This window comes from Pseudonocardia sp. CA-142604 (assembly GCF_050948475.1).
GTDB lineage: Bacteria > Actinomycetota > Actinomycetes > Mycobacteriales > Pseudonocardiaceae > Pseudonocardia > Pseudonocardia alaniniphila.
This window is the reverse complement of sequence record NZ_CP192045.1, coordinates 2,082,284-2,097,150: the sequence shown is the minus strand read 5'-3', so window position 1 is coordinate 2,097,150 and position 14,867 is coordinate 2,082,284. Positions and strand designations below refer to the sequence as shown.

At 71.2% G+C, this 14,867-nt stretch carries 9 protein-coding genes and 1 pseudogene; 4 read left to right on the top strand and 6 right to left on the bottom strand.

Annotated elements, in window-relative coordinates; all coding sequences use genetic code 11:
• The first annotated feature begins 27 nt into the window (after positions 1-27).
• The 3 genes from ACQPZQ_RS09470 to ACQPZQ_RS09460 all read left to right on the top strand — a co-directional run bounded on the left by ACQPZQ_RS09470 (position 28) and on the right by ACQPZQ_RS09460 (position 6,269).
• Positions 28-1,374 (top strand): Nramp family divalent metal transporter, encoded by a 1,347-nt coding sequence (locus tag ACQPZQ_RS09470; RefSeq protein WP_433294141.1) that lies wholly within the window; start codon positions 28-30, stop codon positions 1,372-1,374.
• A gap of 73 nt (positions 1,375-1,447) precedes the next feature.
• Positions 1,448-3,358, top strand: coding sequence for a BTAD domain-containing putative transcriptional regulator (locus tag ACQPZQ_RS09465; RefSeq protein ID WP_433294139.1), 1,911 nt, complete (start codon positions 1,448-1,450; stop codon positions 3,356-3,358).
• A gap of 799 nt (positions 3,359-4,157) precedes the next feature.
• Entirely contained in the window at positions 4,158-6,269 is a 2,112-nt protein-coding gene (locus tag ACQPZQ_RS09460; protein WP_433294137.1) for a hypothetical protein, read from the top strand.
• 13 nt (positions 6,270-6,282) lie between these two features.
• Here the strand turns inward: ACQPZQ_RS09460 and ACQPZQ_RS09455 are convergent, their stop codons facing one another.
• Positions 6,283-7,434, bottom strand: coding sequence for an AAA family ATPase (locus ACQPZQ_RS09455; protein ID WP_433294135.1), 1,152 nt, complete (start codon positions 7,432-7,434; stop codon positions 6,283-6,285).
• Between the two features lie 557 nt (positions 7,435-7,991).
• On the opposite strand from ACQPZQ_RS09455, the gene ACQPZQ_RS09450 reads away from it, so the two are divergent.
• Positions 7,992-10,322, top strand: coding sequence for a hypothetical protein (locus ACQPZQ_RS09450; RefSeq protein ID WP_433294133.1), 2,331 nt, complete (start codon positions 7,992-7,994; stop codon positions 10,320-10,322).
• A 169-nt stretch (positions 10,323-10,491) separates the two neighbouring features.
• Here ACQPZQ_RS09450 and ACQPZQ_RS09445 read toward each other — a convergent pair whose 3' ends face one another.
• From ACQPZQ_RS09445 to rsmD, 5 genes and pseudogenes are all read right to left on the bottom strand, one after another.
• The gene (locus ACQPZQ_RS09445) at positions 10,492-11,592 is read right to left on the bottom strand and encodes an AAA family ATPase (RefSeq protein ID WP_433294131.1); all 1,101 of its coding nucleotides are present in this window, start codon (positions 11,590-11,592) and stop codon (positions 10,492-10,494) included.
• A 154-nt stretch (positions 11,593-11,746) separates the two neighbouring features.
• The gene (locus tag ACQPZQ_RS09440; RefSeq protein ID WP_433294129.1) at positions 11,747-12,892 is read right to left on the bottom strand and encodes an AAA family ATPase; all 1,146 of its coding nucleotides are present in this window, start codon (positions 12,890-12,892) and stop codon (positions 11,747-11,749) included.
• 81 nt (positions 12,893-12,973) lie between these two features.
• A complete protein-coding gene (locus ACQPZQ_RS09435) occupies positions 12,974-13,720 on the bottom strand; it encodes a DivIVA domain-containing protein (protein WP_379660415.1) in 747 nt (248 codons plus the stop codon).
• A 76-nt stretch (positions 13,721-13,796) separates the two neighbouring features.
• Positions 13,797-14,279: a pantetheine-phosphate adenylyltransferase gene (coaD, locus tag ACQPZQ_RS09430; protein ID WP_433294127.1), complete on the bottom strand. Its 483-nt coding sequence runs from the start codon at positions 14,277-14,279 to the stop codon at positions 13,797-13,799.
• Positions 14,280-14,303: 24 nt separating this feature from the next.
• Positions 14,304-14,858: pseudogene (rsmD, locus tag ACQPZQ_RS09425) on the bottom strand (16S rRNA (guanine(966)-N(2))-methyltransferase RsmD); the annotation flags it as partial.
• Positions 14,859-14,867 lie beyond the last annotated feature (9 nt).

Genomic DNA, 14,867 nt, shown 5'->3' with positions numbered 1-14,867 from the left:
TCTGACAGAACGAGGAGCGGGGAGCAGATGACAACGACGTCACCGGTAGGAGAGCTCAGTCCACCGGTCGGATTCACGGCGAAGGTCAAGCAGGTCGGTCCGGGGCTGCTCGCCGCTGCCACCGGTGTGGGTGCGGGCGACCTGGTCGCCACGATGGTGGCGGGCGCCGAGTACGGGATGGTGCTCCTGTGGGCGGCGGTGCTCGGCACGGGTCTCAAGCTCGCGCTGGCCGAGGGCGTGGGCCGGTGGCATCTCGCGACCGGCACCACCCTGCTCGACGGGTGGCGCAGGCTCGGGTACTGGGCCACGGTCTTCTTCGGCGCCTACATCATCATCTGGGGCTTCGTCTACGGCGCCACGGCGATGTCCGCGGTCGGCCTGCCACTCAACGCCCTGTTCGGCGGGCTTCCCGTGCGGTACTGGGCGATGATCGCCGGCGTCATCGGCCTCGTTCTCGTGTGGGCGCAGCGCTACCACGTCTTCGAGAAGTTCATGACCGTGCTCGTCCTGATCAAGTTCGTGTCGGTCGTCTCGGTCGCGCTGCTCGTCTCCCCGAACCTCGGTGAGGTGTTCAGCGGGCTGGTGCCGCGGCTGCCCGAGGGCTCCGTGGTCAACGTGCTCGGCCTGATCGGCGGCGTCGGCGGCACGATCACGATGGCCGCATACGGCTACTGGATGATCGCCAAGGGTTGGAAGGGCACCCGCTGGCTGTCGATGATGCGGCTGGACAACACCGTCGGCTACGTCATGACCGGCATCTTCGTGATCGCGATGCTGATCGTCGGCGCGGAGATGCTGCGGGGCCAGAACCTCACGTCGAGCGACTCGGGCCTGCTCACCCTCGGCACCGCGCTCGGTGAGACCTACGGCGACTGGGCCCGGATCATGTTCCTCATCGGGTTCCTCGCCGTCACCTCGTCCTCGCTGCTGGGCGTCTGGAACGGCGTGAGCCTGCTGTTCACCGACTGGACCCGCACGATCCGGCTGCCGCACGGCAGGAAGGCCGAGGCGGAGCTCGAGGCGGCGGAGGCCGAGACGGCCGCGGGCGCCACCACGGACCCGACCGGCACTTCCACCGGGTACGAGGCCACGGTCGCCGAGCGCAGCCTCCCGTTCCGCGGGTACCTGCTGTGGCTGACCATCCCGCCGATGGCGCTGCTCTTCCTCGACAGGCCGTTCGGGCTCACGCTGGTCTACGGCGTGCTCGGCTCGGCGTTCATGCCCTTCCTGGGCATCACGCTGATGCTGCTGCTCAACTCCAAGCGGGTTGTGGGCAACGGTCGTTCCGGGTGGGTGTCCAACCTCCTGCTCACCGGGGCGTCGGCGCTGTTCGTCGTCCTGCTGGTGATCGACCTGGTCGATCGCTTCGGCTGATCCTCGGCGGGGCGCCGCGTGCCCGGACGGCACGGGGCGCCCCGCTTCCACCTGTGGCACGAAGGGACGGGGCGTGGACTCGGTCATCGAGTTCCGGGTGCTGGGACCGCTCGAGGTCGTCCGCGACGGAGTCGTCCTCCGGTTGGGCGCGGGCAAGCTGCGGGTGGTCCTCGCCGCACTGCTTCTCCAGGCGAACCGTCCCGTCTCGATCGACGACCTGGTCGACAAGCTGTGGGACGGGGACGCGCCCGGCGACGCCCGCGGCACCGTCCAGAAGTACGTGATGCGGATCCGGCGCCTGCTCGGGGGCGGCGCCGGGGACTCCGCCGTGCGGACCGAGCCGGACGGCTACCGGATCACGATCCCGACGTGCCGTCTCGACCTCCACCGGTTCTCCTCGCTCTGCGCACAGGCGGCCCGGGCCGCTGCCGCCGGCGACGACGTCGCCGAGTCCGCGCTGCTGACCGACGCGCTCTCGCTGTGGCGTGACGTGCCGCCACTGTCCGATGTCCCCTCCCCGCCCTTGCAGCGCGACGAGGTGGCCGGGTTGGTCGAGCGCTACCTGCAGGCGCTCGACCGGCGGATCGAGCTCGACCTGGTCCTCGGCCGGCACGCCGACGTGCTCGGCGAACTGGCCGCCCTCGTTCGCCGGTACCCGGAGCGAGAGCGCTTCTGGGCACACCGCATGCGAGCGCTGCACCGTGCGGGCCGCCAGGGCGAGGCGCTCGCGGCCTACCGCGAGGTCGCGAGCCTGCTGGCCGAGGAGCTCGGCATCGACCCGGGGGCCGACCTGCGTGCCGCCCACCGTGAGGTACTCGGCGCGCCTGCGCCTGCCGCGCCCGTCGCTCCGCCCGTGGCGCGTCCGCCTGCCGTCCGCCCGCCGCGCCAGCTCCCCATGGCCGACTCCGGGTTCGCCGGGGGGGAGGCCGAGCTCGCCGCGATCGTCGACGCCCTCGGGGAGACAGGGCCTCGCAGCGGCGCTCCGGTCGTGATCACCGGCATGGCCGGGGTGGGCAAGACGGCGCTGGCCCTGCACGCCGCCCACCGAGTGGCCGACCGCTTCCCCGACGGGCAGCTGTTCGCCGACCTGCGCGGCCACTCCCCCGCGCTGCCCACAGCCGTCCCGGACGTGCTGGCGCGGTTCGTCCGGACGCTCGGGCTGCCGACGGACGCGCTGCCGTCCGACGAGGACGAACTGGTTGCCGCGTACCGGTCGCTGCTCGCCGGCCGTCGCATGCTGGTCGTTCTCGACGGTGCGGCGTCCGCCGAGCAGGTACGGCCGCTGCTGCCCGGGTCCGGGTGCGGAGTCCTCGTCACGAGCCGGGCCGACCTCGCCGGGCTGGCCGTCTCCCCCGGCTCGCACCGGATCGTGCTCGACGTCCTGTCCGCTGCCGACGGGCGCGCATTGCTCGCGGGCGTGCTCGGCGCGCCTCGGGTGGCCGCGGAACCGGCCGCGGCCGACGAGCTGGTGCGGCTGTGCGGCGGGTCGGCGCTCGCGCTCCGCGTGGCCGCCGCCCAGCTGGTGCTGCACCCGCAGCGCGGGATCGCCGAGCACGTCGAGCGGCTGAGCAGCGGTGACCTTCTGGCAGCCCTGCGCCTCGACGGCGACGCCGCCACCGACGTGGTGGCCGCGCTCGACCTGTCCTACCGCACGCTCGACCCGGAACACCGGCGGCTGCTGCGGCTGCTCGGCCCGCTCCCCGGCGTGACCGAGGAGGGTTTCACCGCCGCGGCAGCGGCCGCGGCCACCGGGATGGGCCGAGCCGCCGTGGCGGCAGGGCTCGAAGCGCTGGCCGCAGTGAGCCTGCTCGACCGCCGCCCTTGTGCGCGCTACGGCATGCACGTCCTCGTCCGCCGGTACGCAGCGCGCCAGGCGGAGACCGAGGAGACCCCCGGAGCAGGCGACCGCGCCCACCCGACGGCCGGCGGCCCCGTCATCGTCGGCCACCCGTTGCCTCGCTTCGCGCGGATCTCCACCTCCTGATCGCCGCGAGATCCGGGTTTCGGCCGCGCGGAGGTCCGAAACCCCGATCTCGTCGATCATGACTCACTCAGGGGCAGCGGGCCGTCCTCGAGTCCGGCGACAGTCGCAACCGCACGACGGCGTCCGAACGCACAGCGAGGCCAGCAGCCTCACCATCGCGCACAGACACAGGACTCATGACGGAAGCTCCAGAGGACTCGCCGGACGAAACGGGACAAGGTGACCGAACCGAGTGGTAGCCACGGACACGGCCCGCGGACCACCACGGAGGCATGCAGAGACATGCAAAGACATGCAGAACGACGGGGCTCCGCACGTCGCGCCTGAGGCAGCGACCCACAACCGGACGGTCGAACTCACGCCCAGCAGCCCTTGCGACCCCGCCACCCGACCCGTTGCGTCACGTCAGCAACCGGCGAGGACAGCGTCACAGCCTCGACCTTGACGATCAAGGCGAACGGCAGGTTAACAAAAACCCTACGGCGTTGACCAGATCGACAACGGGAGTTCATCTCCGACCGGGGTGGCACCGCCTCGCCGACGGCTACGCAGGGTGATGCCCAGGCCTGGTTCCACGAGCCGGCTCGGCGAGCCTCCCGACCACCGCGTCCGTGCGACCGGCGGCCCAGGGCGCCACGGACGAGCCAAGCGCACGACAGGTACTCGATCAGCCCGATGGCGCCCACGAACGGCGGACTTCGAAGCCGCGATCGGTGCGTCGGGACCACGCCGATACGGCGGAACGACAATTGTTCCCGAGCCACGCAGAGCAGTCGACGGCCCGCGCCTCCACCGATCCGTGGGACACCTCATCAGGGTCTGTCGGGCTGTTCCGTCCTTTGAAATATTGCCGTGGCCAGACCTGGGAGGCCCGATGACCAGCACCACGACACTGTCCGGACCGGCCGGCGATGTGGGCACGAGCGCCCAGAACTGGTCGATGGTCAGCGATGTCACCGCGCAGAATCGTGCACGGACCGGAGCCGTTCCTGCACTCATTCGGTTCCACGGGGTGCTCTACCTCTTCTATCGGGGTACGTCCGATCGCGGAACGGTCTACTACTGCACCTCGCGTGATGGATCCCGGTGGTCAGCGCGGATCAGGATGATCGAGCGGCCCGGTGAAGCGCAGGCTGCCGCCGAGGTGGTGCCGATCGTCTTCCAGGACGCGTTGTACGTGTTCTTCCGCGACAAGACCGATCCCGGCGTGATCAAGGTCTGTCACACCGTGGACGGGCACGAATGGTCACCGCTCTCCACGATCACCACGGAGGCCGCGCGCAGTTCGAGCAGGCCCGTCCCAATGGAGTACGACGGCTCGCTGTATGTCTTCTACCGCGGCAACAGCGCCACGAGAGGGCTGCGAATCTGTGTGAGCAGCTCCGGCTCGACCTGGACCGCACCCGTGGATCTCGAAAACATGACCGGAACGATGGCGGACGCGCCGGTTCCGGTGGTGCACGGCGACCGCCTTGTGGTGGCATTCCGGCCCAGCCGGTCTCCCGCCACCCTGCTCACCCTCGTCAGCGACAACAGCGCCGGCTGGCGTTACGGCGGCACGATCACCAGCGCGTCCTTCGACACCGCCACGAATCCCGCACTGATCAGTTACTGGGGAATGCTCTACGCGTTCTACACCGATCACGTGGACGAGGGCACGTTGCTGGTGGCGCAGAGCCTCGACGGGCTCGCCTGGTACGGGTGGCGATCGATCAACGGCCACAACCGCAGCCGCGAGACGCCGGTACCTGCCGTGCACGATGACGGGCTGTTCCTGTTCTTCCGCGACGAATCGGACCCGACCCTGATCAATGTCTGCACGAAGAACAACAACGACAGTTGGAACAGGTACACCTCGATCTCCGCCCGCAACCACGCCGCCGCCGACGGCGCGCTGCAGGTGGTTTCCGACGAGTTCGGCATCGATGTCGGCTACCGCTCCACGGACCACGACGGCACCGGTCTCGCCACATTCCATGCCACCACGCCCGAATGGTGGTCCCCCCGGCTCATCGACGTGCCCGCCGCCGTGGCCGCGGTGTCCCCGACCGGCGTCTTCAAGCACTGCGTCGTGGGTGACGTCACCCAGAACACCTATGACCGCATCCGGGCGATCCTGCCCTACCGCGACTGGTTCCTGCTGCCGCGCCACCGCGCGCTCGAGGCCCGCGGCCAGATGGACATCGCCGATCGCGATCGTGACCGGGAGGCCCGGGTCGTCACCCTGCCCGAGGACGGACTGAACCATCCGGGCGGCGGTCAGGTGATCGGCGACTACCTCGCCCTGTCACTCGAGGGCACGGCCGGGCGCCACGGCTGCGTCCGCTTCTACGATCTCGCCTCCCTGACCGACACCACGGAACCGGCTCTGCTGGACCTGCGGGTCGACGTCGGACGGGCGGTGAACGCCGTCGGCATCACCGACGTCGGGTCGGGGGCGGGCCGGCGCTACGTGATCGCCGTGTACGGCGAGGGCGAGGTGTCGGTGTACGAGTCGAACCCGCTGCCGCTCGCCGACCCCCGGTGTCGCTTCACGTTCCGCTTCTCCTGCCGGACGACCGGCGAACCGGCACCCGATCACATCTCCCTGCTCACCGACATCCACGGTGACGTGTGGTTGCTCGGCCTCGGGTCGCACGAATCGGCGGGGCCCACGGACTCGTCGCCGATCGGCTTCGACGACTGGGTGACGCTCTACAAGCTCGATCTGGCGGGCCGGCACATGGCGCTCTGGAGCAGGGAGCAGGTGCGCGTGCGGGCACCCGAGCGCTTCTTGATCCACTTCCGGTTCGGCGCGGGCCTGGAGGTGATCGACCCTGGTTCGGTGCGCCTGTTCGCCTCCGATCGCAACGTCGACAGCGCGAACCGGAACTGGCGATTGGCCTACAACGAGTTCGGACCGCGCGTCTGACGGTTGCCGCTGGTCACCGTGACCGGGGATCGGCTGCCACAGGTTCGGCAGGCGCGGGCTCGCGGGGATTCGCGGTGCCGAAGTCGTCGGCCACGAGTGCGGTGAGCTCGAGAACGGCGTCGACGGTGCTGCGACGTAGTGCACCCATGTCGATCCGGCCGCCGGTGGCGAGATGCGGGTCGTGGGGCAGATCGATCACGGCCCGGCAGCGCGCCGCGAAGTGCGACCGCAGCCGGGTGGTGTCCACCTCCTTGCTCGTGCGGTCGCCTGCGAGCGCCACGACAGCATTGCCGACGAGGTCACGGTGGCCGTGCGCCACCAGCCAGTCGAGCGTCTTGCTGGCCCGGCTGGCGCTGTCGAGGGTGAGCGCGCCCACCACCACCAGGGTGTCGGTCCGAGCGAGGATCCCGTCCATCGCCGAGTGCAGGATGCCGGTGCCGGAGTCGGTGACGACGATGTTGTAGAAGCGCCGGAGCACACGGCACACCTGCTCGTACTCCGCACGGTTGAAAGCCTCGCTCCGGGCAGGATCCTGCTCCGAGGCCAGCACCTGCAGCCGGCCCGCGAGACTCGTGAACCGGGCGACGTCGGGAAGCGCCCGCACGCCGTCGATGTGCTCGATCAGCTCGCGCACCGTGACGCCGGGCTCGCCGGTCAGGCGGTCGGCGAGCGTTCCTGCGTCGGGATCGGCATCGAGCGCGACGACCCGGTCGCCTCGGTGCTCGGCGAGCGTCAGACCGAGCAGGGCCGCGACCGTCGTCTTGCCCACCCCGCCCTTGATGGAGGAGACCGCGATCTGGTGCGGCCCGTCCAGTGGCCTGCGGATGCGCAGCGTCAGGCCCTGCCGGTGACGTTCGGCGGGGCCGGCGCCGGGATTGATCGCCCCGCCGCTGAGGGTGTGCACCGCCCGCCTCCACCCTGCGGTGGGTGGGTCGGAGCGGCGCCGGACGATCGTGTCGTCGGTCAGTTGCGCCGCGCTCCCAGCGGTGCGCTCGTCCGAAGCCGGACCCTCCGCGGGACCGCTCGGGGTGCGGGCGGGCTCGGTCGCCGGCTCCTCGGACGACGACGGCTCGTTCCCGGCCTCGGCGTGTGGCAACGGCTCCGGATCGGCCGGCACGTCCGGCGCATGATCGGTGGCCGATGACACGAAGGCTCGCTTGGGCATGTTCCCCCCACCTGCACGGCGACGGCCGATGCTGGAACCGGACAGTGGGCCGGATGCTACGAGATCGAGAGATCTCGCATGATCACCGCCGACGGGATCCTACGCACGTTCGCCCAGCAGTCGGTGATCGCCAGGAGAACCACCCGTCCGCCCTCGCCGGTCCAGAAATCGCAATATATCGGGAGATCATGGAGAAATCCGGGCATACCATGATCATGTGGATGGTCGGCGCGTAACGCTACAGGGCCATCGCGGCGATGAGTGATCGGTTGCGGTGCGGGCTCTCGGGTCATTGCGCGCTCACCCCGGCACACCGTCGACGGGACGGCCGTCACGGCATCGTGCTGGCATCGGCGTGGCAATACCGTCGGCCACACTCGCGATCATGGGCGTCGTGTGCCGAGAGGGCCACAGCGAGGCCTGCGTTTGCAGTGGTGGAGATGCAAGGGGGGCAGGTGCGCTTGCGGGTTGTGCCCGGAAGTGTTCCGGCCGCCGGCTGGGCGACACGGCGAGACGCGTGAGCATCGCGCAGGCGTGAACTCGCCAGGGGGGACGACATGACCGAGGAGCCGACCGCCTGCGCCCTACCCGGGTGCAGCGCCACGATCGAACAGCCGGAGGACGGCGGGCCGCCCCGGCGCTACTGCTCACCCGCCCATCGGGCGGCCGCCCGCAAGCAACGCCACGTGGCCGCCCAGACCGAGGCCGAGGAGGCAGGCCCGGCAGCACCCGCGGCCCTGACGGTACCTACGGCCCCGGCAGAGTCGGCCGAGCCGGCAGCGGCCGAGCCCCTTCCCCCGAGTCGCCCCTCCGCGAGGCCGTGGAGCGCTGCCGCCAGCTGGCTGATCACACCGACACCCCCGCCACCGCCACGACCCGTCCGCCCGGCGGGGGAGAACCGCGGCACCGCGCGGAGCACCGGTGAGCGCAAGCGCGCCGCCGTGCTGCTACGCCAGCGAGCGGTCGCGAGCATCGCGGTCGCGAGCCTGATCGCCGGAGGCGGCGGGTACCTGCTGACGCAGACGCCGGTTCCGGTCGCCCCGCCGCCGTCCCCGCCCGCCGCACCCCAGCCCTCGGTGGACCCCGCGCAGTGGGCAGCCAGGGCCGAGGTCGTTCTCGCGTCGATCAACAAGCAGCTCGACACGGTCGCGGTCACCGAGGCGAGCTGGAACCGGCTCCCCGAGGCTCAGCGCGCCGGACAACCGGCCGCACTTCAAGCCCTCCAGGAGCGCAAGGCGCTGCTGGAGCAGCAGCGCGCCACACTGCAGTCGCAGATCAGCGCGTTCCGCTCCCTGCCGGACGTCACCACCGACCTCACCACCGCCCAGGCGCAGCTCGACGCCGTGGAACGGGCGCTCAGCACGGCCCCGCCGGAGCCGGCCACTCGAGACCAGGCCGAGACCATCCGCACCCTCGCTGCCCAGCGCGACGTGCATCGCCAGCAGCGCGACTACAACTCTCAGGAGCTCGAGGTCCTGCGCCACGGCGTGGAGGAGGCGGTCTCCACGCCACTCCCGGACGCGAGTGACCACACCACGTCGATTGCGCAGCAGGTCATCGCGCTGATCGAGAGGCGGCCCGACCCGAAGCCGCGGGCGCAGAAGCCGCAGCAGGAGCTGGCGATCGCTCCCCGCCGGGAGAGCACGCGCGAGGAGCGGAACACCGTGAGCTCCACGGCCCCGCCCGACCCGTCCCGGCCGAAGGCCGACGGGCGCTCCACCACCGACCTGGCCATGGCGCTGCGCGGCAGCAACGGTGCCGGCGGCGGAGCGCAGGGTGGTGCAACGAACGTCGCAGCGAGCGCGGTCCGCACGGGTGGTGCGGTGCTCCGTACCGCAGGCGACGTCGTGGACACCGCCCGGCAGGTCGTCACCGGCCGGTCCGACTCGGGAAACCGGTCCGACTCCGACCGCGAGACCGGCGCTGACAGGCAGTCCGGCTCCGACAACCGCAACGAGCAGTCCTCCGAACGCGTACGGCCGGTCAGCAACGTCGTCAACACCGTCACCGGATCACTGCTTGGCCGCTCCGACGAGCGCCGGAGTTCATCGGAGAACGGCTCGTCGAACCAGCCCGGCTCCGGGAACCGCTCCGACTCCGACCGCGAGGCCGGCACCGACCGGCAATCCGGCTCCAGCAACCGCAACGAGCAGTCCTCCGAACGCGTACGGCCGGTCAGCAACGTCGTCGACACCGTCACCGGATCACTGCTGGGCCGCGGCAGCGAGCGCCGCACGTCGTCGGAGAACGGCCCATCGAAGGGGTCCACGCCCGCAGGCAAGGCCGAGCGCAGTCAGAGCGGCAACGCCCGCACCCCCGCGAGCTCCTCGGCGTCGCGCGACGATCGGCAGCGGGCGTCCGGACGGTCGACGGCCGGCAAGCAGCAGCCGAAGGAGAACACGCCGCGCGGCAAGGCGGAGCGCATCAAGGACCGCGTGGGCACGGCCCTCGGAAATGCGGGACGGGTGCTCGACCCTGGGAAGGCGCGAGGCGGCTCGACGGAAGGCAAGTCGGGCTCCGAGGGAGCACGTACCGGGAGCGACCGCTCGGCCGCGAAGGGCGAGGGGCGCGGCACGGACACGCGCAACAACGCGGCCGGCGGCAGCAGGTCCGGCTCGTCCACCGACTCCGGCTCCACCGGCCGGGCCAAGTCACCGTCCAAGTCCTCGTCCACCTCGAAGAACGGTGGCAGCACGGCCGGTAGCAAGAAGAGCAGCACGACCACCAGCCCCGGCACCAAGACGGCACGCAACAAGAAGAGCACCAAGACCGGCCCGAGCAGCGGCAACACCGCGACGCGGAGCACCAGCGGCGGCAGCAAGAGCGACGCCGGGAAGAGCAGCTCGGGCGGGTCGTCCAAGTCGGGCGGGTCCGGAGCCAAGAAGTAGTCGTCGGCCACGAGCTGATCGACCCGGCGGTGCCGGGACGTGCCGGGTCTCCCTGCGGCACGACCGGCACCGTCGCCATGTCAGGACTGTGGGGAACGGCGGCTGCCCGGACGTCCCGGCGCCCACCGCAGCCGGTCGGCTGCAGGCAGGCGCCGGCGAACCGGGCTGCTCAGCCGAGGCTCGGCACCTGCTCCGGAGCGACCTCCGCACGCGGGACTCGCGGGCCGAAGCCGTCGGCGAGCAGCGCGGCGAGGTGCAGGAAGGCGTCGTGGGTTGCCGGACGCAACCGGGCGAGCTCGATACGACCGCCGGTGGCGAGGTGGGGGTCGTGGGGCACCTCCACCACCTCGCGGCAGCGGGCCTCGAAATGGCCCCTGACGCGCTTGAGGTCGACCTCCTTGCTCATGCGGTCGCAGCTCAGCACCACCACGGAGTCGGCCACCTGCTGGCCGTGGCCGTGCGCGATCAGCCAGTCGAGCGTCTTGCTCGCCCGGCTCGCACCGTCGACGGTGGGCGCGCCCACGATCACCAGGCTGTCGGCCAGAGCGAGCGTGCCCTCCATCGCGGAGTGCACGAGGCCGGTGCCCGAGTCGGTGATCACCACGTTGTAGAAGCGGGTGATCACCTCGCAGACCTGCTCGTACTCGGTGCGGTTGAACGCCTCGCTCATCGCGGGGTCCTGTTCGGACGCGAGCACCTGCAGCCGGCCCGCGAGGCTCGTGTACCGAGCGACGTCGGTGAGCGAGTGGGTGGCGGCGATGTTGTCGAGCAGGCTGCGGACCGTCACCGCTGTCTCGGTCGTCAGCCGATCAGCCAGCGTGCCGGCGTCGGGGTTCGCGTCGAGCGCGATCACCCGGTCGCCGCGATTCTCGGCGAGCACGAGCCCGAGGCATGCCGACACCGTGGTCTTGCCGACCCCGCCCTTCAGTGAGCTGACAGCGATCTGGTGCGAGCCGGGAAGCGGACGCCGGATCCGGCGCAGCTGGTCCTGACGCCGGCGTTCGGTGGCCCCGACGCCCGGGTTCACGAGCCCTCCGGTGATCGTGTAGAGCGCAGCGCGCCACCCGTGCTGCGGGCGGTCGCTGCGGAAACGCACGATCGAGTCCTCGGTGAGCTCCGCGGCGCTGCCTGCGTCGGGCCGCGGGCGGTTGGCCCGGTCGCCCGCAGGCTCCGGCGCCACCGGGGCGCTCGATGCTGCGCCTGCCGGCTCGGGGTCGTCGGACGACGCCTCCGGCCGATCGCCTGCGACCGTCTCGTTCGGCTGTGTCATGCCCGCTCCGCCCCCGGATGCGCGCCTGTGGCGGCGCTCCGATCGCCGTGTGCGGCAGCAGCCGCGATGGTGCTCTCCCGGCTGCTCACCGCCACCATTCCCCCGTGATCACGGGCCCGCGCCCGAAACGCGGGCAGGGTACCGCTCCGGATGATCATTGCGGGCCGGCGGTGGCGTCCGGCGACGGCTGCTGCGAGGTCACGAACCGGTCGGCCATGAGCGCGGCCAGGCGGTAGGCCGCGTGCCGCGTGGAGGGGCGCAGCCGGGCCAGCTCGACCCGGCCGCCCGTGGCGAGGTGCGGGTCGTGCGGAAGCTCGACGACGGCCCGGCAACGGGTCGTGAAGTGCTCGCTGATGCGGGCGCGGTCGACCTCGGCACTGACCCGGTCGCACGACAGCACCACCACGGCCTCGGACGCCAGCTCGGCGTGGCCGTGCGCGTGCAGCCAGTCGAGGGTCTTGCTCGCGCGGCCCGCCCCGTCCACCGTGGGCGCGCCGACGACGATGATGCTGTCGGCGAGCTTGAGGGTGCCCTCCATCGCGGAGTGCACGAGCCCGGTGCCCGAGTCGGTGATGATGATGTTGAAGAAGCGGTCGAGCAGCTCGCAGATCGCCTCGTACTCCTCGCGGTTGAACGCGTCGCTCGATGCGGGGTCCTGCTCCGAGGCGAGCACCTGTAGTCGGCCGGCAAGGCTCGTGTAGCGCGACACCTCGGTCCAGGAGTGGATGCGGGCGATGTCACGCAGCAACTCGCGGACGGTCACCGACGACTCGCCGGTGAGACGGTCGGCCAACGTGCCGGCGTCGGGGTTCGCGTCGAGCACGATCACCCGGTCGCCGCGGTTCTCCGCCATCACGAGGCCGAGCAGCGTGGCGACCGTGGTCTTCCCGACCCCGCCCTTGATCGACGTCACCGCGATGCGGTGCGACTGCAGGAGCGGATGGCGGATGCGGTGCAACTGGTCGCGCCACTGCACCTCGGCAGGGCTCGGGCCCGGGTTCACCAGGCCGCCGGTGGCCCGCAGCACCGCACGGCGCCAACCGGAAGCGGGTTCGTCGGGCCGGGCCCGCAGGATCGTCTCGGAGCTCAGCTCCCCTGCCGTGCCCGGCGTGCCGTCCTGCTGCTGCGAGGTGATCGGGGACCGATCTCCTGTCGAGCCCACTGCACCCACGTGTTCTCCCGGCCCTTCCGGACCTGCGTGCCGCTGGTCGGTCGTCGTGGCCCCCGGACGGGGTTCCAGCCGATAGCCGTACCGCTCCCACCACACGGACGGGTCGGGTTCGACGGGGCGGCTCGCCACCTGCAGAGGGTAACGCGGTGACGATCACGGTCCAGCCGATAGTGACCGAGTGGTGATCCGTTCGGCCGTATTCGCTGTGGGCTATTCGATGAGGTCCATACCGGTACCCGAGCGGCCGTTCGACAGTCCCGTCGGAGCTCCGCTCGGAGGGCCGCCGCGCCACATCTGGGTGCGGCCGCGGGAGACCGTACGCAGGGCCTTGGTGAGGGTGTCCTCGAACTCCGCCAGCTTCGCGTCGACGTAGCCGTCGCACTCCTGGCGAAGTCGATCCACCTCGCTGTCGGCCTCGTCGACGATCCGGGCCGCCTCGGCGTTGGCCGCGCGCACCACCTCGGTCTGCGACACCAGCCGGGCCTGCTCGGCCTGTCCGTCCGCGACGTAACGATCATGGGCGGCCCGGCCGGCGTGGGCGAGCCGGTCGGCATCGATCTGGGCCCGGTCGGTCAGCTCGGTGTACTGGCGGCGGCCGTCGGTGACGGCCCGCTCGGCGTCGTGCCGGGCCTTCGCGAGGAGCTGTTCGGCCTCCGCGCGCGCCTCCGCGACCATGCGCTCGGCCTCGGACTGCGCCTCGGCGAGCATCTCCTCGGCGTCGGTCTGAGCGGTCGACCGCGTCTGCTCGGCCTCCTGCGCCGCGTCGTCCACCAGCTCGTCACGGCGGTCGAGCACATCCTGGGCGTCGTCCAGTTCCCCGGGTAACGCCTCGCGGACGTCGTCGAGCAGCTCGAGCACGTCACCACGCGGTACCACGCAGTTCGAGGTCATCGGGACACCCCGAGCCTCCTCGACCAGCGTGACCAGCGCGTCGAGCGATTCGAAGACCCGGTACACGCTGGGCATCCTCTCACCGTGGCACCCCGTGCCGCGTCATTCCGAGCACCCGCGTGTCAAGTTCCGAACGGGTGACTCAAGCTCGTTCGGCGATCCGTTCGAGCAGGTGGCGGTGCACCGACTCCGGCAGAAGGTGCGCGACGTCGCCACCGTACGTCGCCACTTCTTTGACGAGCGAGCTGGACACGAAGCTGTAATCGGGGCTCGTGGACATGAAGAGCGTGTCCACGCCGGACAGGCGCTGGTTCATCTGCGCCATCTGCAGCTCGTACTCGAAGTCGGTGACCACACGCAGGCCCTTGACGATGGCCTGGATGTCGTTCTCCTTGCAGTAGTCCACCAGGAGCCCGTGGAACGAGGCGACACGCACGTTCGGGTACGGGGCGGCGATCTCGCGCAACATCTCCAGGCGCTCGTCGACGGTGAACAGGCTCTTCTTGTTCTTGTTGATCAGCACGGCGACGACGACCTCGTCGAACAGGGCAGCCGTCCGGCCGATCACATCGAGATGCCCGTTCGTCGGGGGGTCGAACGAACCGGGGCAGACCGCGCGCGTCATCTCGGAAGCCTCACAATGCGGACGCTACCGGAGGCCGACGTGCAGTGCTGTATCTCCGTAATGGCGCTCACGGACACCGCGCAGCGGCTCGGGCCAGGGGAACGAACCCGAGCGCGCCGAGCGCTCCACCACCACGGTGGCCTCCTCCGCCAGCCAGCCGTGCGCGGCGGCCGCTGCGAGCCAGCCCGCGACCTCGCTGTCCGGGACGTCGTAGGGCGGATCGACGAGGACGACGTCGTAGGAGCGGTCGGCGGTCGTGCCCAGGACCGACGCCGCGGACGCCGCGCGCACCACCGCACCCGGGAGCCCGAGGGTGTCGACGTTGCGGCGCAGCACGGTGGCCGCCCGGCGGTCCGACTCGACGAACAGCGCGTGCGCCGCACCACGCGAGAGCGCCTCCAGGCCGAGGGCACCCGACCCGGCGCACAGATCGAGAACGGCCGCGCCGTCGAGTCCCGGGTCGTTCTCCAGCGCGCTGAACAGCGCTTCGCGAACCCGGTCCGACGTGGGGCGGGTGCCCTTGGCCGGCACCGCGAGGCGGCGCCCTCCGGCAACTCCGGCGATCACTCGTGTCATGCGGCTCCGCCG